The sequence below is a fragment of the Bacillus sp. EB106-02-03-XG38 genome, from assembly GCF_058792175.1.
Genome location: NZ_JBYTED010000003.1, coordinates 431,364 through 457,114 on the forward strand (window position 1 = coordinate 431,364; position 25,751 = coordinate 457,114).

At 38.0% G+C, this 25,751-nt stretch carries 23 protein-coding genes and 1 other annotated feature; of the genes, 19 read left to right on the top strand and 4 right to left on the bottom strand.

Annotated features, from left to right (window positions below):
- Nucleotide 1: 1 nt before the first annotated feature.
- The 5 genes from ruvB to yajC are packed head-to-tail and all read left to right on the top strand — an operon-like array spanning nucleotide 2 to nucleotide 3,711.
- On the top strand, nucleotides 2-1,003 hold the full coding sequence (ruvB, locus tag AC3WTI_RS16710) for a Holliday junction branch migration DNA helicase RuvB (RefSeq protein WP_046197784.1): 1,002 nt from the start codon (nucleotides 2-4) through the stop codon (nucleotides 1,001-1,003).
- Nucleotides 1,000-1,200, top strand: a complete 201-nt coding sequence (locus AC3WTI_RS16715; RefSeq protein WP_253621648.1) for a DUF2905 domain-containing protein — start codon at nucleotides 1,000-1,002, stop codon at nucleotides 1,198-1,200. Before ruvB ends, AC3WTI_RS16715 begins: the two co-directional genes overlap by 4 nt.
- Nucleotides 1,201-1,219: 19 nt before the next feature.
- Entirely contained in the window at nucleotides 1,220-2,272 is a 1,053-nt protein-coding gene (gene queA / locus AC3WTI_RS16720) for a tRNA preQ1(34) S-adenosylmethionine ribosyltransferase-isomerase QueA (RefSeq protein WP_087957039.1), read from the top strand.
- A 12-nt stretch (nucleotides 2,273-2,284) separates the two neighbouring features.
- Complete coding sequence (gene tgt / locus AC3WTI_RS16725) at nucleotides 2,285-3,424, top strand: tRNA guanosine(34) transglycosylase Tgt (protein WP_000125362.1); 1,140 nt, start codon at nucleotides 2,285-2,287, stop codon at nucleotides 3,422-3,424.
- A 26-nt stretch (nucleotides 3,425-3,450) separates the two neighbouring features.
- Nucleotides 3,451-3,711: a preprotein translocase subunit YajC gene (gene yajC, locus AC3WTI_RS16730; protein WP_048531388.1), complete on the top strand. Its 261-nt coding sequence runs from the start codon at nucleotides 3,451-3,453 to the stop codon at nucleotides 3,709-3,711.
- Nucleotides 3,712-3,747: 36 nt separating this feature from the next.
- Here the strand turns inward: yajC and AC3WTI_RS16735 are convergent, their stop codons facing one another.
- Nucleotides 3,748-4,131: a TIGR04086 family membrane protein gene (locus tag AC3WTI_RS16735; RefSeq protein ID WP_000349143.1), complete on the bottom strand. Its 384-nt coding sequence runs from the start codon at nucleotides 4,129-4,131 to the stop codon at nucleotides 3,748-3,750.
- A 103-nt stretch (nucleotides 4,132-4,234) separates the two neighbouring features.
- Between AC3WTI_RS16735 and AC3WTI_RS16740 the strand changes: the two genes are divergently transcribed.
- Nucleotides 4,235-4,882: a DUF421 domain-containing protein gene (locus tag AC3WTI_RS16740; protein WP_087957038.1), complete on the top strand. Its 648-nt coding sequence runs from the start codon at nucleotides 4,235-4,237 to the stop codon at nucleotides 4,880-4,882.
- A gap of 29 nt (nucleotides 4,883-4,911) precedes the next feature.
- Here AC3WTI_RS16740 and spoVB read toward each other — a convergent pair whose 3' ends face one another.
- Nucleotides 4,912-6,471 carry a stage V sporulation protein B gene (gene spoVB, locus AC3WTI_RS16745; RefSeq protein WP_087957037.1) on the bottom strand — a complete coding sequence of 520 codons (1,560 nt, stop codon included), beginning with the start codon at nucleotides 6,469-6,471 and terminating at the stop codon, nucleotides 4,912-4,914.
- A 172-nt stretch (nucleotides 6,472-6,643) separates the two neighbouring features.
- Here spoVB and AC3WTI_RS16750 point away from each other — a divergent pair, with 172 nt between their 5' ends.
- The 11 genes from AC3WTI_RS16750 to AC3WTI_RS16800 all read left to right on the top strand — a co-directional run bounded on the left by AC3WTI_RS16750 (nucleotide 6,644) and on the right by AC3WTI_RS16800 (nucleotide 21,418).
- The gene (locus AC3WTI_RS16750) at nucleotides 6,644-6,928 is read left to right on the top strand and encodes a post-transcriptional regulator (protein ID WP_048531380.1); all 285 of its coding nucleotides are present in this window, start codon (nucleotides 6,644-6,646) and stop codon (nucleotides 6,926-6,928) included.
- 270 nt (nucleotides 6,929-7,198) lie between these two features.
- Nucleotides 7,199-9,463 carry a protein translocase subunit SecDF gene (gene secDF / locus AC3WTI_RS16755; protein ID WP_097841225.1) on the top strand — a complete coding sequence of 755 codons (2,265 nt, stop codon included), beginning with the start codon at nucleotides 7,199-7,201 and terminating at the stop codon, nucleotides 9,461-9,463.
- 153 nt (nucleotides 9,464-9,616) lie between these two features.
- A complete protein-coding gene (locus AC3WTI_RS16760; RefSeq protein WP_087957035.1) occupies nucleotides 9,617-10,510 on the top strand; it encodes a cation diffusion facilitator family transporter in 894 nt (297 codons plus the stop codon).
- Nucleotides 10,511-10,611: 101 nt separating this feature from the next.
- On the top strand, nucleotides 10,612-12,951 hold the full coding sequence (recJ, locus tag AC3WTI_RS16765) for a single-stranded-DNA-specific exonuclease RecJ (RefSeq protein ID WP_253621647.1): 2,340 nt from the start codon (nucleotides 10,612-10,614) through the stop codon (nucleotides 12,949-12,951).
- A 47-nt stretch (nucleotides 12,952-12,998) separates the two neighbouring features.
- The gene (locus AC3WTI_RS16770; protein ID WP_000346221.1) at nucleotides 12,999-13,511 is read left to right on the top strand and encodes an adenine phosphoribosyltransferase; all 513 of its coding nucleotides are present in this window, start codon (nucleotides 12,999-13,001) and stop codon (nucleotides 13,509-13,511) included.
- Nucleotides 13,512-13,722: 211 nt separating this feature from the next.
- A complete protein-coding gene (gene relA / locus AC3WTI_RS16775; RefSeq protein ID WP_001262809.1) occupies nucleotides 13,723-15,906 on the top strand; it encodes a GTP diphosphokinase in 2,184 nt (727 codons plus the stop codon).
- 17 nt (nucleotides 15,907-15,923) lie between these two features.
- Nucleotides 15,924-16,364, top strand: coding sequence for a D-tyrosyl-tRNA(Tyr) deacylase (locus AC3WTI_RS16780; protein ID WP_076873213.1), 441 nt, complete (start codon nucleotides 15,924-15,926; stop codon nucleotides 16,362-16,364).
- Nucleotides 16,365-16,558: 194 nt separating this feature from the next.
- A complete protein-coding gene (locus tag AC3WTI_RS16785) occupies nucleotides 16,559-16,735 on the top strand; it encodes a hypothetical protein (protein ID WP_048531368.1) in 177 nt (58 codons plus the stop codon).
- Between the two features lie 54 nt (nucleotides 16,736-16,789).
- Nucleotides 16,790-17,018: a binding site (T-box leader), on the top strand.
- 69 nt (nucleotides 17,019-17,087) lie between these two features.
- Nucleotides 17,088-18,359 (top strand): histidine--tRNA ligase, encoded by a 1,272-nt coding sequence (hisS, locus tag AC3WTI_RS16790; protein ID WP_253621646.1) that lies wholly within the window; start codon nucleotides 17,088-17,090, stop codon nucleotides 18,357-18,359.
- Nucleotides 18,360-18,371: 12 nt separating this feature from the next.
- Nucleotides 18,372-20,147, top strand: a complete 1,776-nt coding sequence (gene aspS, locus AC3WTI_RS16795; protein WP_097841224.1) for an aspartate--tRNA ligase — start codon at nucleotides 18,372-18,374, stop codon at nucleotides 20,145-20,147.
- A 503-nt stretch (nucleotides 20,148-20,650) separates the two neighbouring features.
- Nucleotides 20,651-21,418: a tRNA threonylcarbamoyladenosine dehydratase gene (locus AC3WTI_RS16800; RefSeq protein WP_060632367.1), complete on the top strand. Its 768-nt coding sequence runs from the start codon at nucleotides 20,651-20,653 to the stop codon at nucleotides 21,416-21,418.
- A 474-nt stretch (nucleotides 21,419-21,892) separates the two neighbouring features.
- Here the strand turns inward: AC3WTI_RS16800 and AC3WTI_RS16805 are convergent, their stop codons facing one another.
- Both AC3WTI_RS16805 and AC3WTI_RS16810 read right to left on the bottom strand, forming a co-directional pair.
- The gene (locus tag AC3WTI_RS16805; RefSeq protein ID WP_087957031.1) at nucleotides 21,893-22,534 is read right to left on the bottom strand and encodes an RsfA family transcriptional regulator; all 642 of its coding nucleotides are present in this window, start codon (nucleotides 22,532-22,534) and stop codon (nucleotides 21,893-21,895) included.
- A 37-nt stretch (nucleotides 22,535-22,571) separates the two neighbouring features.
- Entirely contained in the window at nucleotides 22,572-23,858 is a 1,287-nt protein-coding gene (locus tag AC3WTI_RS16810) for a replication-associated recombination protein A (protein ID WP_087957030.1), read from the bottom strand.
- Between the two features lie 292 nt (nucleotides 23,859-24,150).
- Here AC3WTI_RS16810 and cymR point away from each other — a divergent pair, with 292 nt between their 5' ends.
- Complete coding sequence (gene cymR, locus AC3WTI_RS16815) at nucleotides 24,151-24,567, top strand: cysteine metabolism transcriptional regulator CymR (protein ID WP_000704116.1); 417 nt, start codon at nucleotides 24,151-24,153, stop codon at nucleotides 24,565-24,567.
- A gap of 35 nt (nucleotides 24,568-24,602) precedes the next feature.
- Nucleotides 24,603-25,748, top strand: coding sequence for a cysteine desulfurase family protein (locus tag AC3WTI_RS16820; protein WP_087957029.1), 1,146 nt, complete (start codon nucleotides 24,603-24,605; stop codon nucleotides 25,746-25,748).
- The last annotated feature ends 3 nt before the right edge of the window (nucleotides 25,749-25,751 follow it).

Sequence of the window (25,751 nt, forward strand, 5' to 3'; positions counted from 1 at the left end):
AATGGACGAACGTCTCCTTTCAGGGGAATCTGCATATGAAGATGCGGATTTAGAATATTCATTACGGCCACAGACGCTCCGTCAGTATATTGGCCAAGATAAAGCGAAACATAACTTAGAGGTGTTTATTGAAGCGGCGAAAATGCGTGAAGAAACGTTAGATCATGTGCTTCTATATGGACCACCAGGACTTGGTAAAACGACGCTTGCCAATATTATTGCCAATGAAATGGGCGTAAATGTTAGAACAACTTCAGGTCCGGCGATTGAAAGGCCAGGAGATTTAGCAGCTGTATTAACAGCGCTTCAGCCAGGGGATGTATTATTTATTGATGAGATTCATCGTTTGCATAGATCAATTGAAGAAGTACTGTATCCTGCGATGGAAGATTTTTGCCTTGATATTGTAATTGGAAAAGGGCCGTCAGCACGGTCTGTACGTTTAGATTTACCGCCATTTACATTAGTTGGAGCAACGACACGTGCGGGGGCATTATCAGCGCCGCTTCGTGACCGTTTCGGTGTACTTTCGAGATTAGAATATTACACAGTAGATCAGCTTTCTGAGATTGTCGAACGCACAGCAGAAGTATTTGAAGTTGAAATTGATTCGTTAGCCGCACTAGAAATTGCAAGACGTGCTCGTGGTACACCTCGTATTGCAAATCGTTTATTACGACGTGTACGTGATTTCGCGCAAGTTCGTGGTAACGGAACAGTTACGATGGAAATTACACAAATGGCGTTAGAACTACTGCAAGTAGATAAATTAGGCCTAGATCATATCGACCATAAATTATTGCTTGGTATTATTGAGAAATTCCGCGGTGGCCCAGTCGGGTTAGAAACGGTTTCGGCAACGATCGGAGAAGAATCTCATACGATTGAAGATGTGTATGAGCCGTATTTATTACAAATTGGCTTTTTACAACGGACGCCAAGGGGCCGAATTGTAACGCCGCTTGCATATGAGCATTTCGGGATGGAGATGCCAAAAGTATGACGGAGATGCCAAAATTGCTTATTACAGCAGGTACCTTGCTCATCGTTGTTGGATTAGCTTGGAAGTTCATTGGAAGACTTCCAGGCGATATTTTTGTGAAAAAAGGAAACGTTACCTTTTATTTTCCTATCATTACATGTATTGTGTTAAGTATTGTATTATCTTTTATTATGTATATAATAAATCGATTTAAATAAGAAATAGGTGGATATAGTTATGGATATTAATCTGTTTGATTTTCATTTACCAGAAGAACTTATTGCACAAGTCCCATTAGAAGACCGTGAAACATCAAGATTAATGGTGTTAGACCGTGAAACAGGCGATATTGAGCATAAACATTTTACGGACATTCTTTCTTACTTACATGAGGGGGATTGCTTAGTTTTAAATGAAACGAAAGTAATGCCTGCTCGTTTGCATGGTGTGAAAGAAGATACAGGTGCACACATTGAAGTACTTCTTTTAAAACAAGAAGAAGGCGATAAGTGGGAAACGCTTGTTAAGCCAGCGAAACGTGTAAAAGAAGGAACTGTTATCTCTTTTGGCGAAGGGAAATTAAAAGCAATTTGCACAGGAACTGCAGATCAAGGTGGACGTCAGCTTGAATTTTCATATGACGGCATCTTCTATGAAATTTTAGATGAACTTGGAGAAATGCCACTTCCTCCATATATTAAAGAGACGCTAGAAGATCGCGATCGCTATCAAACGGTATATGCGAAAGAGGTCGGTTCAGCAGCAGCGCCCACTGCAGGACTTCACTTCACAGAAGAGTTACTAGAGAAGTTAAAACAAAAAGGCGTCGAGTTAGCTTTCATCACACTTCACGTAGGGCTTGGAACATTTAGACCAGTTTCTGCTGATACGATTGAAGAACACCATATGCACGCAGAATATTACCATATGTCTGAAGAGACAGCGGCATTATTAAACCGTGTGAAAGAGAATGGTGGACGTATTATTACGGTAGGTACGACTTCAACTCGTACGTTGGAAACAATTGCGACAGATCACGATGGCAAGCTTTGTGCTGCTTCTGGCTGGACGGACATTTTTATGTACCCAGGTTATAAATTTAAAGCAATTGATGGTTTGATTACAAACTTCCATTTACCGAAATCAACATTAATTATGCTTGTAAGTGCATTTGCAAACAGAGATAATGTACTTCATGCTTATAATGAAGCAGTAAAAGAAAAATATCGTTTCTTTAGCTTCGGTGATGCAATGTTCGTTGCATCTCACGCTAAGATGGGAAACAAATAAAAGGAGTAAATTATGACAGCAATTCGTTATGAATTTATTAAAACTTGTAAACAAACAGGTGCCCGTTTAGGACGTGTACATACGCCGCACGGTTCATTTGATACACCAACATTTATGCCAGTTGGTACACTTGCAACAGTTAAGACAATGTCACCAGAAGAATTAAAAGCAATGGATTCTGGCATCATTTTAAGTAATACGTATCATTTATGGTTACGTCCAGGTCACGAAATCATTCGTGAAGCAGGCGGTTTGCATAAATTTATGAACTGGGATCGTGCAATCTTAACGGACTCTGGTGGTTTCCAAGTATTCAGTTTAAGTGACTTCCGTCGTATTGAAGAGGAGGGCGTTCACTTCCGTAACCACTTAAATGGAGATAAATTATTCTTATCACCAGAAAAAGCGATGGAAATTCAAAATGCATTAGGTTCAGATATTATGATGGCATTTGATGAGTGTCCACCATTCCCGGCTACTTTTGAATATATGAAGAAATCTGTAGAACGTACAAGCCGCTGGGCAGAACGTTGTTTAAAAGCGCATGAACGTCCACAAGACCAAGGTTTATTCGGTATTGTACAAGGCGGAGAGTTCGAAGAGCTTCGTCGTCAAAGTGCAAAAGACCTTGTTTCAATGGACTTCCCTGGTTACGCTGTAGGTGGTTTATCTGTAGGTGAGCCGAAAGATATTATGAACCGTGTACTTGAGTTTACAACACCACTTCTTCCAGATAATAAGCCACGTTACTTAATGGGTGTAGGTTCTCCTGACTCATTAATCGATGGTGCAATTCGTGGTATTGATATGTTTGACTGCGTACTTCCAACTCGTATCGCTCGAAATGGTACATGTATGACAAGTGAAGGCCGCCTTGTTGTAAAAAATGCGAAATTCGCAAGAGACTTCGGTCCGCTTGATCCAAATTGTGATTGCTATACATGTAAAAATTACTCTCGTGCGTACATTCGTCACTTAATGAAATGTGATGAAACGTTCGGAATTCGTTTAACGTCTTATCACAACCTTCATTTTCTGTTAAACTTAATGGAGCAGGTGAGACAAGCTATTCGTGAAGACCGTCTTGGCGATTTCCGCGAAGAGTTCTTTGAACAGTATGGCTTTAATAAACCGAATGCTAAAAACTTCTAATACATAATTTAAAAGGAGGAAAAAAGATGAATCCAGGTATGATGAATATCGTTATGATCGTTGCGATGTTTGCGATTTTCTATTTCTTATTAATTCGCCCGCAACAAAAACGTCAAAAAGCAGTTGCTCAAATGCAAAGTGAGTTAGCAAAAGGTGATGCTATCGTAACAATCGGTGGTTTACACGGTACAATCGAATCAGTAGATGATACGAAAATCGTTATTAAATCTGGTGGTTCACACTTAACTTTCGATCGCAATGCGATTCGTGAAGTTGTGAAAAACTAATGAGGAAGGCCCTGCATGAAATGTGCAGGGCCTTTTTTAATTGTTTTGTTTTGACATATTTACACCGAAAATACCACCGAGTGTACTCGCACCCATTAATGCTAATTGATAAAGTAACTGTGAGTTCGATAAAGTTTGAGAGAAACCTAAATAGTTAACTAGAAAAACAAGTATGGCGAATGTAAGTCCTGTTGTGAAGCCTACTAGCCAACCTTTACCTTGCGCTTTTTTACCAGCAGTAAATCCGGATATAAGCATAGATAGCAGAGCTAGTATGAAAATAGTAACAGCTAATGTCCCTTCGTTCATATCTGTAAACTTTAATAAAAGGGCCATAACCATGCTAATAATTGTTGCCAGAATTAATAAGGTAATGATACCAAAGCCGATTGCAGTTGATAATTTTTTCGTTCCATCCATATATACATTCCCCCTTTTTAATACAAGCATATTTTCCTTTTGCCTAAGTTAGACTAGTTTCTTTTTTATAGGGGAGTCTATACGTAAAAAAGGAGATGTAGAAATGGAATGGGTATCAATCATTGGCCGAACGATGCTTTTGTATATCATCATCTTAATTATTTTTCGTCTTATGGGTAAACGTGAAATTGGAGAGCTAAGTGTATTAGATTTAGTCGTATTCATTATGCTTGGTGAAATGGCTGTAGTCGCAATTGAAAATACCGATAAATCACTTTGGCATCAATTAGTTCCGATGACTTTTCTTATGTGTATACAGATCATTTTGTCAGTTATTTCGTTAAAGTATCAACGATTTCGGCATTTAATAGAAGGTGAACCGGCTATTCTTGTAAATGCGGGAAAGATTGATGAAAAGAAGATGAGAAAGCAACGTTATAATATAGATGATTTAATGATGCAATTAAGAGAGCAGGGAGTTGGAGATATCAGGGATGTAGAATACGCCATTTTAGAACCATCTGGGAAGTTATCTGTCTTTCAAAAACAAAAAGGTAAACAGGATGCCTTACAGTTTACCCTTCCTCTTATTATCGATGGAGAAATTCAATCGAGTCATTTACAAATGATTGAACATACGGATGAATGGCTTATTGGAAAATTAAAAAACTTAGGTTATAGCGATATTGCGCAAATTTTATATTGCAGTTTTCAAAATGGACAATTCTTTGTTGATTTGAAAGAAAACTAGAGGCTTACTATACGACATAGTAAGCCTGTTTACTTCAAAAATGACAATTTTCGAATGAGAGGGAGTCGACTTAACTCTTCTTTTCGAATGAGTTTGAAAATAAAGAGGAGTACAATATAAACGAGTGTTGTTAAAGTGATTTCCCATAATGTTTGTATGCCAAGTGAATGAGAGAAAATCATATACTTATGAAGGTAAAAACCGAAGGAGCCTGCAATACCGATGGCAAGTCCGCCGAAAATGTAGTCTTTTGCGTAAATGGTAAATGTAATTTTCTTTAAAACAGTAGCATAATGAAGAAATGTTACTGTTACGATATTTGCTGCAATTGCGAGGGCAACCCCCATCATTTGAAACTCTGGTCTTGAAGCTAGTACAAAAATAACGATTAATTTTACGATTGCGCCAATAAATGTATTCATCATCGCGGCACGTGCTAAGTTTAAAGCTTGTAAAACAGAGGTCAGTGGACTTTGGAAATAATGAAATAAAAAACAAGGTGCAAGAAGCTGGATGAATGCTGTTGCGCTATCTGATCCATACATCAGGGTCAAAACAGGAGAAGCAAATACGTATAATATAACAACTGACCACCCACCAGTAATTAATGAGATGCGTAGAGCTTGTTGTAAGCGATGTTCTACTAATTTGTGTTGTCTTTTGGCCATTGCTTCACTAATGGATGGAACGAGTGCTGTAGAAAGAGCGTATGTAATAAAGGCTGGCAGTGAAAGAAGTGGGAAGGCATACCCGTTTAATATACCGTATTGCTGGGTTGCGACGGAGGCAGCAACGCCGGCAATCGCTAAGCTTTGCATAACGACGATAGGTTCAAAAAAATAGGAAACGGAACCGATTAAGCGACTTCCTGTAGTTGGAAGTGCAATATCCATAAGAGAATAAAATGTCCCCTTGCTTTCCTTTACAGTAGTGAAAAATCCAGAGCGTATAGATAAATGTTTTTCGCGCTGGAATAAAGTGAGTAAAAATAATAAAGATGCAACTTCACCAAGAACGGCTGATAACATAGCGCCAGCTGCAGCGTATTCTACGCCATATGGTAAAAATAATTGAATACATATAGCGATAATTGTAATGCGGACAACTTGTTCTATAACTTGGGCGTAAGCGCTAGGTTTCATATTTTGTTTCCCTTGGAAATACCCGCGTAAAACAGAAGAAACAGCAATAACAGGAACGACAGGCAAAATGGCCATTAATGGATAGTACGTTCGTTCATCAGTTAATAATGTTTTTGCTAAAATAGGTGTGAGAAGCATAATTCCGATTGTTAAAATGATACTAATAACGGATGTAACAGCTAATGAAACTGTTAATATTTTTTTTACTCTTTGTTTATCGTTCACAGCTTCTGCTTCTGCTACAAATTTTGCGATTGCGACAGGGAGGCCGATTTGTGTTAATGTAATTGCTAGAATGAATGTAGGAACGGCCATCATATAAAGGCCAACGCCTTCTTCGCCTAAAATACGTGCCATTACAATCCGGTTAATAAATCCAAGGATTTTGGTAATAAAGCCGGCTATCATTAAAATAAATGCGCCTTTTAAAAAGCTTTGTCTCGTCATGGTCTTCTCCTACCTTCTCAAAATCAGTGGAATGATTTACAATAATTTATATGCACGTACGAGACAAGAATGACAAGCATTTAAGAGAGTGCTCTTGAAAGTAGTTATTGCTGTCCATTAAAGCGGGACTAAAAGCGACTTTTCGTGCTGAAATCAGAAGGAGATGTTATGTATGTTAGAAAAAGAGGCTTTGGTAGAATCATACCGCGGACAGTTACAAGTCGTTTTAGAAAGTAAAGTAGAAGAGTTCCACATGTTCGGTTATGATCGAGTAACAGATGATGACATTTGGAAGTTTCTTAAAACGAAAAAGTGGAAGAAGATAGACAGTGATGTTAGATTGTATGAATTAGTTAATGATGTATTAACAGTAAGTGCTAATGAATATATGACGTATTTAACTGTGGAAGCATATCAAGCGCCACTTTGGTCGTTTGATGAATATGAAAATAAATAACCGACTGCAATTGGTTTGTTCTTCCTTTTGCAGTATAATGATAGGTATTGATAATGAGGAAATAATTATGTCTAAGATCATATATAAAGGGGGTAGTGAAGAGAGAAAATAAATAATGAGAGTGTAGGTATTGTGAAAACTATATCGACACAGCTAGTGATGAACTAGCAAAATTATAGAAAGGAAGTCTACTAACTAGGTGTATGCACACGTGTAAAAGTGAATCGTAAGAGATTTATTTCAAGTGTTAGTAGCAGAAAGAGGGTACATATGGCAAAGCGTGGTACGAGAATTGCCGCCTTTTTCCTCATCGTATTATTGATCGGTGGAGTAATTGGTGCGGCAGGAAAAGACATAGCAAAAGGAATTAGTCTAGGACTAGACCTTCGCGGTGGTTTTGAAATTCTGTATGAAGTAAAACCAGCCAAAAAAGGTGATAAAATTGACCGAGAGGCACTTGTAAGTACAGTAGGAGCTCTTGAAAATCGTGTCAATGTTCTCGGTGTAAGTGAGCCGAATATTCAAATTGAAGGGCAAGATCGCATTCGCGTACAGCTTGCTGGTGTACAAGATCAGCAAAAAGCACGTGAAATGTTATCAACACAAGCGAAATTAACATTCCGTGATGTAGATGACAACCTTCTTATGGACGGAACGGATTTAAAAGGCGGCGGAGCGAAGCAAACATTTGATGACCAAGGCCGTGCGAGTGTAGGTCTTACACTAAAGAGCGCTGAAAAATTCCGTGAAGTAACTGAAAAAATTTCAAAAATGCCACCACCAACGAATTTAATGGTAATCTGGCTAGACTTTGAAGAAGGAAAAGATTCGTACAAAGCAGAATCTGCAAAACCGAATCCGAAGTTCTTATCAGCAGCAACAGTAAACCAAGTATTTAACCAAGCTGAAGTATCTATCGTAGGTGGAAACTTCACAGTTGAAAGCGCGAAACAACTTTCATCTTTATTAAATGCAGGTGCACTTCCTGTTGATTTAAAAGAAATGTATTCAACATCTGTTGGAGCGAAGTTTGGTCAACAAGCGTTAGAGCAAACGATTTTCGCTAGTGCGATTGGTATCGCTCTTATTTTCTTATTTATGCTTGTATTCTACCGTTTACCAGGAATTGTAGCGGTTATTATGTTAGGTCTATACATTTTCGTTACATTACTTGTCTTTAATTGGATGCATGCAGTTCTTACGTTGCCAGGTATTGCGGCGTTAGTGCTCGGGGTAGGTATCGCAGTTGATGCGAATATTATTACCTACGAGAGACTGAAAGAAGAGCTGAAAATTGGTAAGTCAATGATGTCAGCATTCCGTGCTGGTAACCATCGTTCATTAGCAACGATTTTAGATGCGAACATTACAACACTTGCAGCAGCTGGTGTGTTATTCGTTTATGGTAATAGCTCTGTAAAAGGATTCGCAACAAGTTTAATTGTAAGTATTTTAGTCGGTTTCATTACGAACGTATTCGGTACTCGTTTCTTACTAAGTCTACTTGTAAAGAGCCGTTACTTCGATAAAAAACCAGGATACTTTGGCGTGAAACAAAAGGATATTATTCCGTTAACAAAAGGTGTAGTACATCCACCGACAAGATTTGATCGTATTAACTTCGTAAATATCGGTCATAAATTCCTTGTTTTCTCGATTGTAGTTGTAATTGCAGGTGCAATTATCTTGCCAATTTTCAAATTGAATCTTGGTATTGACTTTGCGAGTGGTACGCGTATTGACTTGCAATCAAAACAGGCAGTGACTGTATCTGATGTTCATAAAGATTTTAAAGAATTGAAAATTGATGTGAAGGAAGAGAATATTGTACCGACTGGAGAGGACAATAAAGGATTCGCAGTTCGTACATTAGGTGTTCTATCAAAAGATGAAATTGCGAAAACAAAAACATTCTTCCACGATAAATATGGTACAGATCCAAACGTAAGTACAGTTTCGCCGACAATTGGGAAAGAAATTGCACGAAATGCATTTATCGCAGTATTAATCGCTTCTGCGGTTATCATTTTATACGTAAGTATTCGATTCCGATTTACGTACGCATTATCTGCAGTACTTGCATTATTACATGATGCATTCGTTATGGTTGTTATATTTAGTATTTTCCAATTAGAGGTAGACTTAACGTTTATCGCTGCGGTATTAACAATCATCGGTTATTCTATTAATGACTCTATTGTTACATTTGATAGAAACCGTGAATTATACAAACAGAAAAAACGAGTTCGCGATATAAAAGACTTAGAAGAAATCGTAAATGCAAGTATTCGTCAAACGCTTGGTCGTTCGATCAACACCGTATTAACAGTGTTATTCCCGGTAATTGCGTTACTTATCTTCGGTAGTGAGTCGCTACGTAACTTCTCGTTTGCATTACTTGTTGGATTAGTTGTAGGTACGTACTCTTCTGTTTTTGTTGCTTCTCAAATTTGGTTAATGCTTGAAAACCGTCGTTTGAAAAAAGCTAAAAACAAGAAGAAGGTTGAGAAAGTAGAATCTGAACCGCAAGTATAAAAAAGATGATGTCTCTTTATGAGGCATCTCTTTTTTCGTTTGTGGATACAATAAGGTAGCAACTTTTAAAAGTGAAGATGGAAGAAAGTGGTGATGTTATCGCTGTTTTTGTTACAATAAAAAGATAGGTTAAGAAAAGAAGGGATTTTAATTATGGAAAAAGATGAACGTTTTAAACAGGCCGAGTTTGGTGCTATTGTCGGGATCGTTGGTAATATTATATTAGCGATTGTAAAGGCAGTAATTGGTTATATTGGGAACAGTAAAGCGCTATTAGCGGATGCGGTGCATTCTGCGTCAGATGTAATTGGTTCACTAGCTGTACTGTTTGGATTGCGAGCAGCAAAGCAGCCGCCCGATGAAGATCATCCGTATGGTCATGGTAAAGCGGAATCGATTTCAGCGATTATTGTTGCAGTACTGTTATTTATTGTGGGGATCGAGATAGCGATTTCGTCTATAAAAGCTTTTTCGCAAGAACTAGAACCACCGAAAGGAATTACGATTTTTGCTGTTGTTCTTTCAATTATCGTGAAAGAAGGAATGTTTCAATATAAATTTCGATTAGGGAAGAGGGTAAATAGTGATGCAATTATTGCAAATGCATATGAGCACCGTTCGGATGTATTTTCTTCAATTGCAGCTTTAATCGGTATTTGTGCGGCGATTATCGGTGGTAAGTTCGGGTTAGATTGGCTTGTATATGCTGATCCAATTGCAGGATTATTTGTTTCACTTCTTGTAGCAAAAATGGCGTGGAGTATTGGGGCAGAAGCAATTCATGCAACGCTTGATCATGTTCTTCATGAGGAAGATGTTGTTCCTCTTAGAGAAGCAGTACTTCAAATAGATGGTGTGAAAAAAATTGGTTCTTTATATGCAAGGGAGCATGGTCATTACGTTATTGTTGATATTAAAGTTTCTGTAGATCCATACATTACTGTAGAAGAAGGGCACCGCATTGGAAAGCATGTGAAAGAAACGCTTATGAAACAAGATAACGTACAAAATGTGTTTGTACATATAAATCCGTATTCTCCAAATTAAATATTATTAACATTTTAGTATATAGATATTGCATCGTAGTTTGCATTATATTGTCACCCCTTAATCTGTCTTGTATAATGAACAGGTTAAGGGGTGATTTCGTGTTACAACCGAAGACGCGTTGGAAAGAAAAAGAATATAATGGCGAGCGAGTGAGTGAATTAGCAAGTAAATTACAATTATCACCACTTGTCGTTTCGTTATTCCTCGGCAGAGGATTAGATACAGAAGATAAAATTTTAGATTTTTTAAATACAGAAAATCAAGAATTTCATGATCCGTTTTTATTAGAAGGAATGGATCGAACGGTAGAACGTGTAAATAAGGCGATTCAAAATGGAGAACAAATATTAATATTTGGTGACTACGATGCCGATGGAGTAAGTAGTACGACTGTGTTATATCTTGCTTTGCAAGAATTAGGTGCAGACGTAGAATTTTATATTCCAAACCGTTTTACAGAAGGTTATGGACCAAATGAAGAAGCATTTCGCTGGGCGCATAGCGCAGGATTCTCACTAATTATTACTGTCGATACTGGTATTGCAGCAGTACATGAAGCGAAGGTAGCGAAGGAACTTGGAATAGATCTTATTATTACGGATCACCATGAGCCACCACCAGAATTGCCAGAAGCACTTGCGATTATTCACCCGAAATTAGATGGCGGTGTATATCCGTTTCACTATTTAGCTGGTGTAGGTGTTGCGTTTAAAGTTGCACATGCATTATTAGGCCGTGTACCAGAACATTTATTAGAAATTGCAGTAATTGGTACGGTTGCCGATTTAGTATCACTTCATGGTGAAAATAGATTGCTAGTGAAGCGCGGTTTAAAACATATGCGCATGACGAAAAATATCGGACTAAAGGCGCTATTTAAAGTTGCTAACGTTTCGCAAAGTGAAATTACAGAAGAGAGTATCGGCTTCTCAATCGCACCTCGTATTAATGCTGTTGGACGTTTAGAAGATGCTACGCCGGCTGTACATCTTTTATTATCAGAGGATCCAGAAGAAGCGAAAGAGCTTGCTGAAGAAATTGATGAGCTGAACAAATTACGAAAAGATATTGTAAAGAAAATTACAGAAGAAGCTATCGCTGAAGTGGAAAATAATTTCCCGCCAGAAGACAATAAAGTATTAGTGCTTGCAAAAGAAGGATGGAATCCAGGTGTAATTGGAATTGTCGCTTCTAAATTAGTTGAACGTTTTTATCGTCCGACGATTGTATTAAGCATTGATCCTGTAAAAGAAACAGCAAAAGGTTCAGCACGTAGTATTGCGGGATTTGATTTGTTTGCAAACTTGTCAGATTGTAGAGAGTTATTGCCACACTTCGGAGGGCATCCGATGGCAGCGGGAATGACGCTACATATGAATGATGTAGATGAATTACGCCGCCGCTTAAATGAACAAGCAGATACAATTTTAACGGAAGACGATTTTATTCCAATTACATCAGTTGATGTCTTTTGTAAAGTGGAGGATGTAACGCTTGCAGCAATTGAAGACATGCAAAAGTTAGCGCCATTTGGTGTTGGAAATCCAAAACCACGTATTGCGGTTAAGGATGCAGAACTAGAAAGTATTCGAGCAATCGGATCCGACGGTTCTCATTTGAAAATGGCTCTTCGTGATGGACAAGCAACACTGGATACAATCGGATTTGGTTTTGGTGCGTATGCGAAAGAAATTTCTCCAGTTGCAAAGGTATCTGTAATAGGGGAAGCATCTATCAATGAATGGAATAATTTTAAGAAGCCGCAATTAATGGTACAAGATATTGCTGTAGAGGCGTGGCAATTATTTGATTGGCGTAGTATGCGTAACGTAGAAGCGAATGTAGCAGAACTTCCGAAAGAAAAAATAACGATGGTGTATTTTTCTGAAGAGGTATTGAATAAATTTTCTTTAGAAGACTATAAAGAGCATATGATGCATGCATCCGAAGTCACCCAATTAGATGATCAATACATCGTGTTACTTGATTTACCAAAAGGAACAGATGAATTACGAGATTTATTTAAAGTGGGGTTCCCGTCACGAATTTATACGCTATTTTATCAAGAGAATAATCATTTATTTAGTACTGTTCCAACGAGAGAACACTTTAAATGGTACTATTCGTTCTTGAGCCAAAAAGCACCATTTTCTTTAAGACAATACGGAGCACAACTCTGTCAACATAAAGGTTGGTCAAAAGATACAGTAAATTTCATGACACAGGTGTTTTTTGAGTTAGAATTTGTTACAATAAAAGATGGCGTCATTTTTATGGCAGACAAAAAACAAAAGCGTGATTTAATTGAATCGAACACATATCGTGAGAAAATGAACCACTTACAATTAGAAAAAGAATTGGTTTATAGCACATATCAGCAACTATATACATGGTTTGAAACGATTCGTAATCATAAAGAAGTAGAACAGCTAGGGTAAAGGATTTGTATTTACAAACCTTTTAGATCTGAGGAGGATTCAGAAATATGGATTTCAAGCAACATATCGCAATTGTACCGGATTATCCAAAAGAAGGTATTGTATTTAAAGACATTACACCGTTAATGAACGACGGTAAAGCATACAAAGCAGCAACAGATGCAATCGTTGAGTATGCAAAGAAAAGAGACATTGACGTTGTAGTAGGGCCAGAAGCACGTGGCTTTATTATTGGTTGCCCAGTTTCTTATGCGTTAGAAGTAGGTTTTGCACCAGTTCGTAAATTAGGAAAATTACCACGTGAAGTAATTACAGTTGACTACGGTAAAGAATATGGTAAAGATGTTTTAACAATCCATAAAGATGCAATTAAGCCAGGTCAACGCGTATTGATTACAGATGATCTATTAGCTACAGGTGGAACAATTGAAGCGACAATTAAGCTAGTTGAAGAACTTGGCGGAGTTGTAGCTGGAATTGCATTCTTAGTAGAGCTTACTTACTTAGATGGTCGTAAAATGTTAGATGGTTACGATGTATTAGTATTAGAAAAATACTAATCACTATATAGGTAAAACTACGGTGATAAGAAGTACCCGTGAATCTCTTGGAGAGGAGCGGGTACTTTTGTATAATTGAACAAAAAATTATAGTGAAATGTCAGTAAAATCTTTTCCTTTTCACAATTCACAATCATTGGGTTATAATGATAGAATATAATTTATTCTATTTAATTAAAGATAAAGTCAATTTTCAATAAAAGGTGATTCGATGGCAAATGAGCAGGTACTAACAGCTGAACAGGTACTCGAGAAAGCAAGTCAATATTTAGTGGATGAAGATATTGAGCTAGTAGCACGTGCCTATGAATATGCACGCGATGCGCATAGCGAACAATACAGAAAATCGGGTGAACCATACATTATTCATCCAATTCAAGTTGCAGGTATTTTAGTTGATTTACACATGGATCCAGCTACGGTATCGGCAGGTTTCTTACATGATGTAGTAGAAGATACAGAGATTACATTAGAAGATATTGAACGGGAATTTAACAAAGAAATTGCTATGCTTGTTGATGGTGTGACAAAGCTCGGAAAGATTAAATATAAATCTCATGAGCAACAACAAGCAGAAAACCATCGCAAAATGTTTATTGCAATGGCTCAAGATATTCGAGTTATTTTAATTAAACTAGCTGACCGTCTTCATAACATGCGTACATTGAAACATTTGCCCCAAGAGAAGCAGCGTCGCATTGCGAATGAAACGTTAGAAATCTTTGCACCTTTAGCACATAGACTCGGAATTAGTACTATTAAATGGGAGCTAGAGGATACGTCACTTCGCTACTTAAATCCACAGCAATATTATCGTATTGTAAATTTAATGAAGCGTAAACGTGCGGAACGTGAAGAGTATTTAGACGAAGTAATGACTGGTATTCGTGAGAAATTAGATGAAGTTGCAATTCAACCTGAAATTTCTGGAAGACCAAAACATATTTACAGTATTTATCGTAAAATGGCACTGCAAAATAAACAGTTCAATGAAATTTACGATTTATTAGCTGTACGTGTCGTTGTAAATAGTATTAAAGATTGTTATGCGGTACTTGGAATTATTCATACGTGTTGGAAGCCGATGCCAGGGCGTTTTAAAGATTATATAGCAATGCCAAAGGCAAACCTATATCAATCTCTTCATACGACTGTAATTGGGCCAAAAGGTGATCCGCTTGAAGTACAAATTCGTACGAAAGAAATGCATGAGATTGCAGAATTCGGAATCGCGGCACACTGGGCGTATAAAGAAGGAAAAACAGCAGAAACAACGGGTACATTAGAGAAGAAACTTACATGGTTCCGTCAAATATTAGAATGGCAAAATGAAGCTTCTAATGCGGAAGAGTTTATGGAGTCATTAAAAATTGATTTATTCTCTGACATGGTATTCGTCTTTACACCGAAAGGCGATGTAATGGAATTGCCACTTGGATCTGTTCCGATTGACTTTGCATATCGTGTGCATTCAGAGATTGGGAATAAAACAATTGGTGCAAAAGTAAACGGGAAAATGGTGACACTTGATTATAAATTAAAAACAGGTGACATCATTGAGATTTTAACATCGAAACATTCGTATGGACCAAGTCAAGACTGGGTGAAACTTGCTCAAACATCTCATGCAAAAAATAAAATACGTCAATTCTTTAAGAAGCAACGTAGAGATGAAAATATTGAAAAAGGCCGTGAACTTGTTGAGAAAGAAGTGCGTAGCCTAGAGTATGAGATGAAAGAAGTATTAGCTCCTGACAATTTAAAACGTGTTGCTGAGAAATTCAACTTTGCAAATGAAGAAGATATGTTTGCAGCAGTTGGGTATAACGGCATCACTGCATCGCAAATTGTTACACGACTAACGGACAAGTTCCGTAAGCAACGTGAAGAAGAAGAGATTGTTGAAGTTAAAGAAGTTCGTAAACCGATGAAAATTCGAAAATGGGATTCTGGTGTTAAAGTAAGTGGGGCGGATAATTTACTAATTCGCTTATCAAAATGCTGTAACCCAGTACCAGGTGATGACATCGTTGGTTATATTACGAAAGGCCGAGGCGTCTCGATTCACCGCCGTGATTGTGTAAATGTTCATACAGAAGAAGCTATAGAACGTTTATTAGAAGTAGAGTGGGAAGGTAGCCCTGAAAAAGAAATTGAGTATAACGTTGATATTGAAATTTCAGGTTACGATCGCCGTGGTTTATTAAATGAAGTGTTGCAAGCTGTTACAGAGACGAAAACGTACATTTCGGCAGTTTCTGGTAGAAGTGACCGTAATAAGATGGCGACAATTAATATGTCAATCTCTATTCGTAACTTACAGCACTTGAAAAAAGTAGTTGAGCGCATTAAACGCGTTCCAGAAATTTATGCAGTACGACGCATGATGCATTAATAGGGAGTGTAGAAAAGATGAGAGTTGTTTTACAACGATCAAAAGAAGCGTCTGTCACAGTAGACGGTGAGATCGTAGGACAAATTCCGTTCGGTTTAACATTACTAGTTGGCATTACGCATGAAGATACAGAAAAAGATGCAACTTACATTGCAGAAAAAATTGCGAACTTACGTATTTTTGAAGATGAGAGCGGAAAGATGAACCATTCTGTACTTGATGTAGAAGGACAAGTTTTATCAATTTCGCAATTCACATTATACGGAGATTGTCGCAAGGGAAGACGTCCAAACTTTATGGATGCTGCCAAACCTGACTATGCAGAGCGTTTATATGATTTCTTTAATGAGGAAGTACGTAAGCAAGGATTGCGTGTAGAAACAGGGAAATTCGGAGCAATGATGGATGTTTCTTTAATCAATGATGGTCCGGTGACCTTAATTGTGGAAAGTAAATAGTGTTGCTTAAGAAGAGAGGATGAAATCATCCTCTCTTTTTTATACATTGTTGTATGTTTTGTTCATTTATCCTTCTTGTGGATTAAAGGTTCACTTTCTTTGGAATCAATAGCTTTTTCGTTTATGTATAACTCTCGGATCAATATGGAACAATAAAAAGTAAAACATCCATATTGAATGTGAGGGATATACGTATGCGTATGAATGAAAAAGGGCACTCTGTTACAAATGGTGCAAATCAACTGTTTAACGTGAGTTTTCATGATTTTATTTCGAAAGAGCAAAACAATACTTCAATGGAGCTTGCTTCTGAGTTTGGAATTTCTCTTCAAGATGTAAAGCGTCTAAAGAAGCAAATTGAACGCTCTTAGAGCACTTGACAATCCTACTGAACAAACGTATAGTAATTTTATATTTACATATGAATATAACCGTTGATAGAGAAGAGTAAATGAGACACACATGGAAAGAGAAGAAATGTCTTAGGCTGAAAACATTTCTACATGATGACGAATTGAATGACACTCTGGAGGTTTCAACTTGAACGGCATATGCTTAGTAGAGATGAACGCATATTTAAGCGTTATTAAAAAAGTGGAAGCATACGTGCTTCAATTAGGGTGGCACCACGGGTATAATACTCTCGTCCCTACTGTTCAAACAGTAGAGACGGGAGTTTTTTTATTTTTATTAAGATTAAAACAATTTGAGGAGGAACTGAATATGTCTATTCAAATCCCACGCGGAACGCAAGATATTCTTCCAGGCACTGTTGAGTTATGGCAGTATATCGAAGGGCAAGCACGCGAAATTTGCCGTCGTTACAATTATAAAGAAATTCGTACACCAATTTTTGAACACACTGAGTTATTTTTACGTGGTGTTGGTGATACGACAGATATCGTACAAAAAGAAATGTACTCATTCCAAGATCGTGGAGAGCGTAGTTTAACATTACGTCCAGAGGGTACTGCGCCTGTTGTACGTTCTTACGTTGAAAACAAAATGTTCGGTGATGCAACACAACCAACGAAATTATACTATATCGGTCAAATGTTCCGTTACGAAAGACCACAAGCAGGTCGCTATCGTCAATTCGTACAATTCGGTATTGAGGCAATCGGTAGTAACGATCCTGCAATTGATGCAGAAGTAATTGCACTTGCTGTAGAGTTTTACCGCGGCATGGGCTTAAAAAATATTAAAGTTGTATTAAACAGCTTAGGTGATGCGGCGAGCCGTCAAGCGCACCGCGATGCGTTAATCGCACACTTTGAGCCACGTATCGGCGAGTTCTGTTCTGACTGTCAAGCTCGTTTAGAAAAGAACCCTCTTCGTATTTTAGATTGTAAGAAGGACCGTAACCATGAATTAATGGGAACAGCACCATCTATTACAGAATACTTAAACGAAGACTCAGCAGTATACTACGAAAAAGTTCAAGAACTATTAACGATGATGGATGTTCCATTTGAAAAAGATCCGAACTTAGTACGTGGTTTAGACTACTACCAACACACTGTATTTGAAATTATGAGTGAGGCAGAAGGTTTTGGTGCTATTACTACATTAAGCGGTGGTGGCCGTTATAACGGACTTGTACAAGAAATCGGTGGACCAGAAATGCCAGGTATCGGTTTTGCGATGAGTATCGAACGTTTAATTATGGCACTAAAAGCTGAAAACATTGAATTACCAATTGAACATAGCATTGATTGTTACGTTGTAGCGCTTGGCGACAAAGCGAAAGACCATGCTGCAAAAGTTGCATTTGATCTTCGTAAAGCTGGATTATCAGTTGAAAAAGATTATTTAGACCGCAAAATGAAGGCGCAATTTAAATCAGCAGATCGTCTAAAAGCGAAATTTGTAGCTGTATTAGGGGAAGATGAGCTAGATAAAGGTATCATTAACTTGAAAGATATGGCAACAGGTGAACAAGAAGAAGTAGCATTAGATGTATTTGCTTCATACGTAGCAGAGAAATTAATATAGGGGGAACTTACAGTGGCTGAAAGAACACATGCATGTGGAAAAGTAACAGTAGAAGCAGTTGGACAAACAGTTCAATTAAAAGGTTGGGTACAAAAACGCCGTGATTTAGGTGGATTAATCTTTATCGACTTACGTGACCGTACAGGTATCGTACAAGTTGTATTTAACCCAGAAACATCAAAAGAAGCGCTAGAAGTAGCAGAAACAATTCGTAGCGAATACGTATTACACGTAGAAGGTACAGTTGTTGAGCGTGGTGAAGGCGCAATTAATGACAATATGGCAACTGGTCGTATTGAAGTACAAGCAACGAAAGTAAACGTATTAAATGCAGCGAAAACAACGCCAATCATTATTGCTGATGATACAGATGCATCAGAAGATGTGCGTTTAAAATATCGTTATTTAGACTTACGCCGTCCTGTAATGTTTAACACATTCAAAATGCGTCACGACGTAACAAAAACAATTCGTAACTTCTTAGACACAGAAGATTTCTTAGAAGTGGAAACACCAATTTTAACGAAGAGCACACCAGAAGGAGCTCGTGACTATTTAGTACCAAGTCGTGTACATGACGGTGAATTCTATGCGTTACCACAGTCTCCGCAATTATTTAAACAGCTTCTTATGGTCGGCGGATTTGAGCGTTACTATCAAGTAGCACGCTGTTTCCGTGACGAAGATTTACGTGCAGACCGTCAACCGGAATTCACGCAAATCGATATCGAAGCTTCATTCTTAACACAAGATGAAATTTTAGATATGATGGAGCGCATGATGACGAAAGTTATGAAGGATGCAAAAGGTGTAGAAGTGAGCGCACCATTCCCTCGTATGAAATATGCTGATGCAATGGCTCGTTACGGTTCTGATAAGCCAGATACACGCTTTGAAATGGAATTAACAGACCTATCTGAATTTGCAGCAGGTTGTGGTTTTAAAGTATTTACAAGTGCTGTAGAAAGCGGCGGACAAGTAAAAGCAATTAATGCAAAAGGTGCTGCGAGCAAATACTCTCGTAAAGATATCGATGCATTAACTGAATTCGTGAAAGTATACGGTGCAAAAGGTTTAGCTTGGCTTAAAGTGGAAGAAGACGGCCTAAAAGGACCAATCGCGAAATTCTTCGGTGAAGAAGAAGCAAACGCGTTAATGGCTACATTAGAAGCTACTGCTGGCGACTTATTACTATTCGTAGCAGATAAGAAGAGTGTTGTTGCAGATAGCTTAGGTGCACTTCGTTTACGTCTAGGTAAAGAGCTTGAGTTAATTGACGAAAGTAAATATAACTTCCTATGGGTAACGGATTGGCCACTTCTTGAGTACGATGAAGATGCAGATCGTTACTTCGCAGCTCACCACCCATTCACAATGCCATTCCGTGAAGACGTTGAGTTATTAGAAACAGCACCAGAAAAAGCACGTGCACAAGCATATGACCTTGTATTAAACGGTTATGAGCTTGGTGGTGGATCACTTCGTATTTACGAGCGTGACGTACAAGAAAAAATGTTCAAAGCACTTGGATTCTCACAAGAAGAAGCGCAAGAGCAATTCGGATTCTTATTAGAAGCATTCGAATACGGTACGCCACCACACGGCGGTATCGCATTAGGTTTAGACCGTCTTGTTATGTTACTTGCAGGTCGTACAAACCTTCGCGATACAATTGCATTCCCGAAAACAGCAAGCGCAAGCTGCTTATTAACAGAAGCTCCAAGCCCAGTTGCAGAAGCACAGCTTGAAGAGTTAAACTTAAAATTAAGCTTAAAAGAAGAGAAGTAAGAATAGGGTCTAGATGGTTATACTAATACCATCTAGGCTTTTTTTTGAGAGGTTGTTTAAAAAGTCCGGTTCAGATGGCAGTCGCATCTCGTCGTTGCTTCGCCAGTCCGGTGCTCGAGTAGTACGGCTACACTGCGCTCCTCCTGGCTTCAGCGCCTCGAGCTGCTCGGCCCTCTGAATCCTCCTTTTTAAATGTATATTGGAATGGAAGTTTAAAAAGTCCGGTTTAGATAACTGTCGCATCTCATCGTTACGTATGCTAGTCCGGTGCTCGAGTAGTACGGCTACACTGCGCTCCTCCTAGCATACGTGCCTCGAGCTGCTCGGTTCTCTGAATTCTCCTTTTTAAACCTGTATTTGGGAAGAAATAAAAGTCGGTTTACACTATGTTTTTATGCTCGAAATATGTATTTTTAGGAATTCTATAACTTTTTCTATACAAATAGTCGGAAAAACGCTAGAATACATGGTAGACCATTTTTGTAATAGGAGTGTAGAGCTGAATGTTACATCAATTTTCACGTAATGAATTAGCCTTCGGTAAAGAAGGACTTGAAATATTAAAAAATAGTACAGTCGGTATTTTAGGAATTGGCGGCGTAGGGTCATTTTCGGCAGAGGCGTTAGCGCGTTCTGGCGTAGGGCGTCTCGTACTAGTTGATAAAGACGTTGTAGATATTACAAACGTAAACCGTCAAATTCACGCTTTAGTATCTACTGTAGGACGTTCAAAAGTAGAATTAATGAAAGAGCGTATCGCAGATATTAACCCAGAGTGTGAAGTAATTGGACTAGAAATGTTTTATACGGATGAAACATATGAAGAGTTTTTTAAACACGGTTTAGACTTCGTAGTGGATGCATCTGATACGATTACGTTCAAAATCCATTTAATTAAACAATGTTTACGTCGCAAAATTAAAATTATCTCGAGTATGGGTGCAGCAAATAAAATGGACCCAACTCGTTTCCGTATTGCGGACATCTCTAAAACACATACAGATCCAATTGCGAAAGTAATTCGTACGAAACTTCGTAAAGAGGGTATTAAAAAAGGTGTAAAAGTTGTCTTCTCTGACGAAAACCCAATCGTAATTCGTGAAGAAGTACGTAAAGAAATCGTACCAGACGAAAATGCAAAAATTCGTAAAGCGAAATTACCACCTTCATCAAACGCATTTGTACCATCTGTGGCAGGCTTAATTATGGCAAGTCACGTTGTACGTGAACGCATTAAAAATGTAGAAGTGAAACGTGTAGGGCAAGAATAAAAGAAAAGCATATATCCATTTCGGATATATGCTTTTTGTATGTATTAAAGAAATAGGGATATTTGCATTACTACTAGTTCAAATGTAAGCAACGCTAGTAAGTAGTGATCATATTTATCTGATTTATAGGCGGACGTCTTTTTTAAACTGTTAATGGTGAAAAGAGCCAAAGTTAGAACGAGAACACCGAGTGTTATTTTGAAGACTATTAAAGAAATAGTAACCAGCTCCCTTTAAAATTATATGTTTATAATAACATTTTAGTAAAAAATATCCAATATATATCAAGAGTTTCCTTTTATGATAGGGAGGGATATTTCGTCAGTTTTTGTCGGTAAATCGATATTCCTTGTCGAATCGTCGATATATTAAAAAATCGTTAATATAATTTCATTTACCGACAAATACATATTATACTCTCGACCAAAAAAACAAAAAAGGATGTCACTCAGTCAAAAAAGTGACATCCTTTTTTTAATTCTCTGCAGAATATATAATATCTAAATTTCCGTTTTGATCTGTTTTGAAAATTGGAGCGATCTGTTCTTCTTGTTCTTCAACTGAAACGAGTTTTCGAGCGCGGTCCATAATTCTAACGAGCATTGCGTAATCTTCTTCGATTGCTTGTTGTTTTTTTGAGAGTACCGCTAATTTTGCTTCCAGTTCATTATTCGTCTTTTTCAAAGTCGTGAGCTGAGCTTGTAATACTTCATTTTCAGTTTGTAACTTTGCGAGTGAAGGATTGGTATGCTCTAAGTTTTGCAAAAACGAGATGACATTTTGCATTGTAAGATCCTGCTTGTTTGGCATAATATCTTCTGAAAACTCGGCGTCAATTACAAGTTGTTTCGTTTTCGTGAAATGCTCTTTTTCTATTTTAGCTTCAGAGCGTTTTAATTCTTTACGTTGTTTTTTTGCAAGTTGCACCGCATCTTCGTAATTCGGCCTTACTTCAGCATTCCATCTAAATCCGCAAGCGGCTGAAGTACGGTTTAATGCATCGCCGACTTCATCGAATGCTTTTATTTGTGTACTGCCGCTGCGAATATGTCGTAAAACGGTTTCTGCTAAAAGGAGATCGTCTTCTTTTGTCCATGCATCTTGACGTGTTTTCATAAGCGAAGCCTCCGTAATGGTGACGTTTTCGCTTATGTTACCCTTTATTTTTCGTTTTATTCGAACTTTGTAATCTTTCATATACAGTAGAAAGTGCTTGCTCAAATTTCCCTGTCGTTTTCGGTTTATAATATTGTTTGTTTTTTATTTTATCAGGTAAGTATTGTTGTTGTACCCAACCACTTGGTTGATCGTGTGGGTATAAGTATCCAATGCCTCTTCCAAGTGATTCTGCGCCTTTGTAATGACTATCTTTTAAATGACTTGGGATGTCGCCTGTTTGACCGTTACGTAAATCGTGTAATGCAGCATCAAGTGCTTTATAAGCTGAGTTTGATTTTGGTGATAGGCAAAGCTCGATAACAGCATTTGCAAGTGGTATGCGTGCCTCGGGGAACCCAACTCGTTCAGCTGATTCTATAGCTGCTAGTGTACGTGGTCCAGCTTGCGGGCTAGCAAGTCCGATATCTTCATATGCCATAATAAGAAGACGTCTACCAATGCTTTGCAAATCACCTGCTTCAATAAGACGTGCTAAATAGTGAAGTGCTGCATTTACATCACTTCCGCGTACTGATTTTTGAAATGCTGATAATACGTCGTAATGAGCATCTCCACCTTTGTCGTGAACGAAGCTCTTCTTTTGCAAGCATTCTTCTGCAACTTCTAGTGTAATTTCCGCAGCTTTGTCATCCGTTGTAAAGCTAGATAAAACAGCTAGTTCAAGTGCGTTATAAGCGGAACGCATATCTCCGCCTGATGCATTTGCAAAGTGATGTAATGCTTCAGGCGTAACGGTTACATCATACTCTCCAAGACCTTTCTCTTTATCTTCAAGTGCTCGTTTTAAGCCAATTAAAAGATCATCTTCTGTTAATGCGTGTAACTCGAAGATTTGACAACGACTTCGAATAGCAGAATTAATAGCATGGAACGGATTACTCGTCGTTGCCCCAATTAAGGTAAGAAGTCCGCTTTCTAAATGAGGTAATAGAAAATCCTGTTTTGCTTTATCTAGACGGTGTACTTCATCTAAAATTAAAACGAGGTGTCGATGCATCTTTGCTTCTTGTACGACAACTTCCATATCTTTTTTATTATGAGTAACAGCATTTAATAAGCGAAAAGGGGTTCCGGTACTTCCTGCAATTGCGCTTGCAATGGATGTTTTCCCAGTACCTGGAGGGCCGTATAAAATCATAGATTGAAAATGATTTGCTTGGACCATTCGCCATAAAATCTTTCCTTCACCAACTAAATGTTGTTGTCCGATAATTTCTTGAATATTTATAGGGCGCATTCGATGTGCGAGTGGTTGTTTCATTTTTACCGTCTCCCTTAAAGTATAATCTCTTTCTATCGTATCATTTTTTTTAGTGGAATTTGAAATAGGATGCTGTTTTGTGGGAAAAATGAATATTAATATTTTCATTTTTCTTTCAATTGTAATAATTTCCGAGTTTTTCAATGTGATTTTATGTTATCATTTTGATACACAAGTTGAAATTTCTTATAATACTATATTATGCTATAATTTCATAGGATTTTAAATTGTGTTCTTTTATAAATAAGATATAACCAATAGAAGTGAAAATTTGAAAAGAGGTGCAAAATAGATGAAGATTTCAACGAAAGGCCGTTACGGCTTAACAATTATGATCGATCTTGCAAAAAAGTTTGGTGAAGGTCCAATTTCCTTAAAATCAATTGCGCAGGCACATGATTTATCGGAGCATTACTTAGAGCAATTAATTTCACCACTTCGTAACGCTCGTTTAGTAAAGAGTACGCGCGGAGCATACGGCGGATATGTATTATCAGATCAGCCAGCTAACATTACAGCTGGGGATGTAATCCGTGTATTAGAAGGTCCAATTAGTGTTGTAGAAATGATAGAAGAAGAAGAACCAGCACAACGCCAATTATGGATGCGTGTTCGTGATGCGGTGCAAGAAGTGTTAGATAGTACAACATTAGAAGATTTAGTACGTTATGAGGAAGAAAATCACGGGGGCTATATGTTTTACATTTAATTCCTTGTGAAACGATTTGGAAAGAAGGAGATTTAATGGAACGCATTTACTTAGATCATGCTGCGACATCTCCGACTCACCCAGAAGTGGTCGAAAAGATGATTCCATATATGACAGAAACATTCGGAAACCCGTCTAGTATTCACTTTTATGGACGTCAAACGCGCCATGTAGTAGATGAGGCGAGACGCGCGTGTGCACGTAGCATTCATGCGAATCCGAATGAAATTATATTTACGAGCGGTGGTACAGAAGCTGATAATTTAGCACTGATTGGTGTAGCGCGTGCAAACCGTCATAAAGGTAACCATATTATAACGACGCAAATTGAACATCATGCAATTTTGCATACGTGTGAACTGTTAGAGCGTGAAGGGTTTGAAGTGACATATTTACCTGTCGATGAAACAGGGCGCGTTCAAGTTTCTGACATACAAAAGGCATTAACAGAAGAGACAATTCTCGTATCCGTTATGTTTGGGAATAATGAAGTTGGGACGATGCAACCAATTGCGGAAATAGGTAAGTTGTTAAAAGAGCATCAAGCTTATTTCCATACAGATGCGGTACAAGCTTACGGTTTAATAGAAATAGATGTGAAAGAGTTCGGCATTGATTTATTATCGATTTCAGCTCATAAAATTAACGGGCCAAAAGGTGTCGGGTTTTTATACGCTGGTGCAGATGTGAAATTTGAACCGTTATTAATAGGCGGGGAGCAAGAAAGAAAACGCCGTGCTGGTACTGAAAATGTACCGAGTATCGCCGGGCTCCAGCATGCTATTTTGTTAGCTGAAAAAACTCGTGAGCAAAAAAATGCCCAATATGAAGAGTTTAAAGATATAATGGTATCTGTCTTCAAAAATGAAGACATTACTTTCGAGGTAAACGGAAACTTAGAATATCGCTTACCACATGTGCTTAATATTAGTTTTACAGGAATGAACATTGAACCATTTCTTGTGAACTTAGACTTAGCTGGCATTGCAGTTTCAAGTGGTTCGGCTTGTACAGCTGGTTCGATTGATCCATCACATGTATTAGTAGCGATGTTCGGAAAAGACTCCGATCAAATACGTTCATCCGTACGCTTTAGTTTCGGACTTGGAAATACGAAAGAGCAAATTGAGAAAGCGGCGTACGAAACAGTGAAAATCGTGAAGCGATTAACACAAAATTAGCAT

Bases quoted from the DNA above. Each gene is read 5' to 3' on its own strand.
- queA (WP_087957039.1), top strand. From the start codon at position 1,220: ATGGATATTAATCTGTTTGATTTTCATTTACCAGAAGAACTTATTGCA.
- hisS (WP_253621646.1), top strand. From the start codon at position 17,088: ATGTCTATTCAAATCCCACGCGGAACGCAAGATATTCTTCCAGGCACT.
- tgt (WP_000125362.1), top strand. From the start codon at position 2,285: ATGACAGCAATTCGTTATGAATTTATTAAAACTTGTAAACAAACAGGT.
- AC3WTI_RS16785 (WP_048531368.1), top strand. From the start codon at position 16,559: ATGCGTATGAATGAAAAAGGGCACTCTGTTACAAATGGTGCAAATCAA.
- ruvB (WP_046197784.1), top strand. From the start codon at position 2: ATGGACGAACGTCTCCTTTCAGGGGAATCTGCATATGAAGATGCGGAT.
- relA (WP_001262809.1), top strand. From the start codon at position 13,723: ATGGCAAATGAGCAGGTACTAACAGCTGAACAGGTACTCGAGAAAGCA.
- AC3WTI_RS16770 (WP_000346221.1), top strand. From the start codon at position 12,999: ATGGATTTCAAGCAACATATCGCAATTGTACCGGATTATCCAAAAGAA.
- AC3WTI_RS16800 (WP_060632367.1), top strand. From the start codon at position 20,651: ATGTTACATCAATTTTCACGTAATGAATTAGCCTTCGGTAAAGAAGGA.
- AC3WTI_RS16805 (WP_087957031.1), bottom strand. From the start codon at position 22,534: ATGAAAACACGTCAAGATGCATGGACAAAAGAAGACGATCTCCTTTTA.
- AC3WTI_RS16810 (WP_087957030.1), bottom strand. From the start codon at position 23,858: ATGAAACAACCACTCGCACATCGAATGCGCCCTATAAATATTCAAGAA.
- spoVB (WP_087957037.1), bottom strand. From the start codon at position 6,471: ATGACGAGACAAAGCTTTTTAAAAGGCGCATTTATTTTAATGATAGCC.
- AC3WTI_RS16735 (WP_000349143.1), bottom strand. From the start codon at position 4,131: ATGGATGGAACGAAAAAATTATCAACTGCAATCGGCTTTGGTATCATT.
- cymR (WP_000704116.1), top strand. From the start codon at position 24,151: ATGAAGATTTCAACGAAAGGCCGTTACGGCTTAACAATTATGATCGAT.
- AC3WTI_RS16740 (WP_087957038.1), top strand. From the start codon at position 4,235: ATGGAATGGGTATCAATCATTGGCCGAACGATGCTTTTGTATATCATC.
- yajC (WP_048531388.1), top strand. From the start codon at position 3,451: ATGAATCCAGGTATGATGAATATCGTTATGATCGTTGCGATGTTTGCG.
- AC3WTI_RS16780 (WP_076873213.1), top strand. From the start codon at position 15,924: ATGAGAGTTGTTTTACAACGATCAAAAGAAGCGTCTGTCACAGTAGAC.
- secDF (WP_097841225.1), top strand. From the start codon at position 7,199: ATGGCAAAGCGTGGTACGAGAATTGCCGCCTTTTTCCTCATCGTATTA.
- AC3WTI_RS16820 (WP_087957029.1), top strand. From the start codon at position 24,603: ATGGAACGCATTTACTTAGATCATGCTGCGACATCTCCGACTCACCCA.
- AC3WTI_RS16715 (WP_253621648.1), top strand. From the start codon at position 1,000: ATGACGGAGATGCCAAAATTGCTTATTACAGCAGGTACCTTGCTCATC.
- AC3WTI_RS16760 (WP_087957035.1), top strand. From the start codon at position 9,617: ATGGAAAAAGATGAACGTTTTAAACAGGCCGAGTTTGGTGCTATTGTC.
- AC3WTI_RS16750 (WP_048531380.1), top strand. From the start codon at position 6,644: ATGTTAGAAAAAGAGGCTTTGGTAGAATCATACCGCGGACAGTTACAA.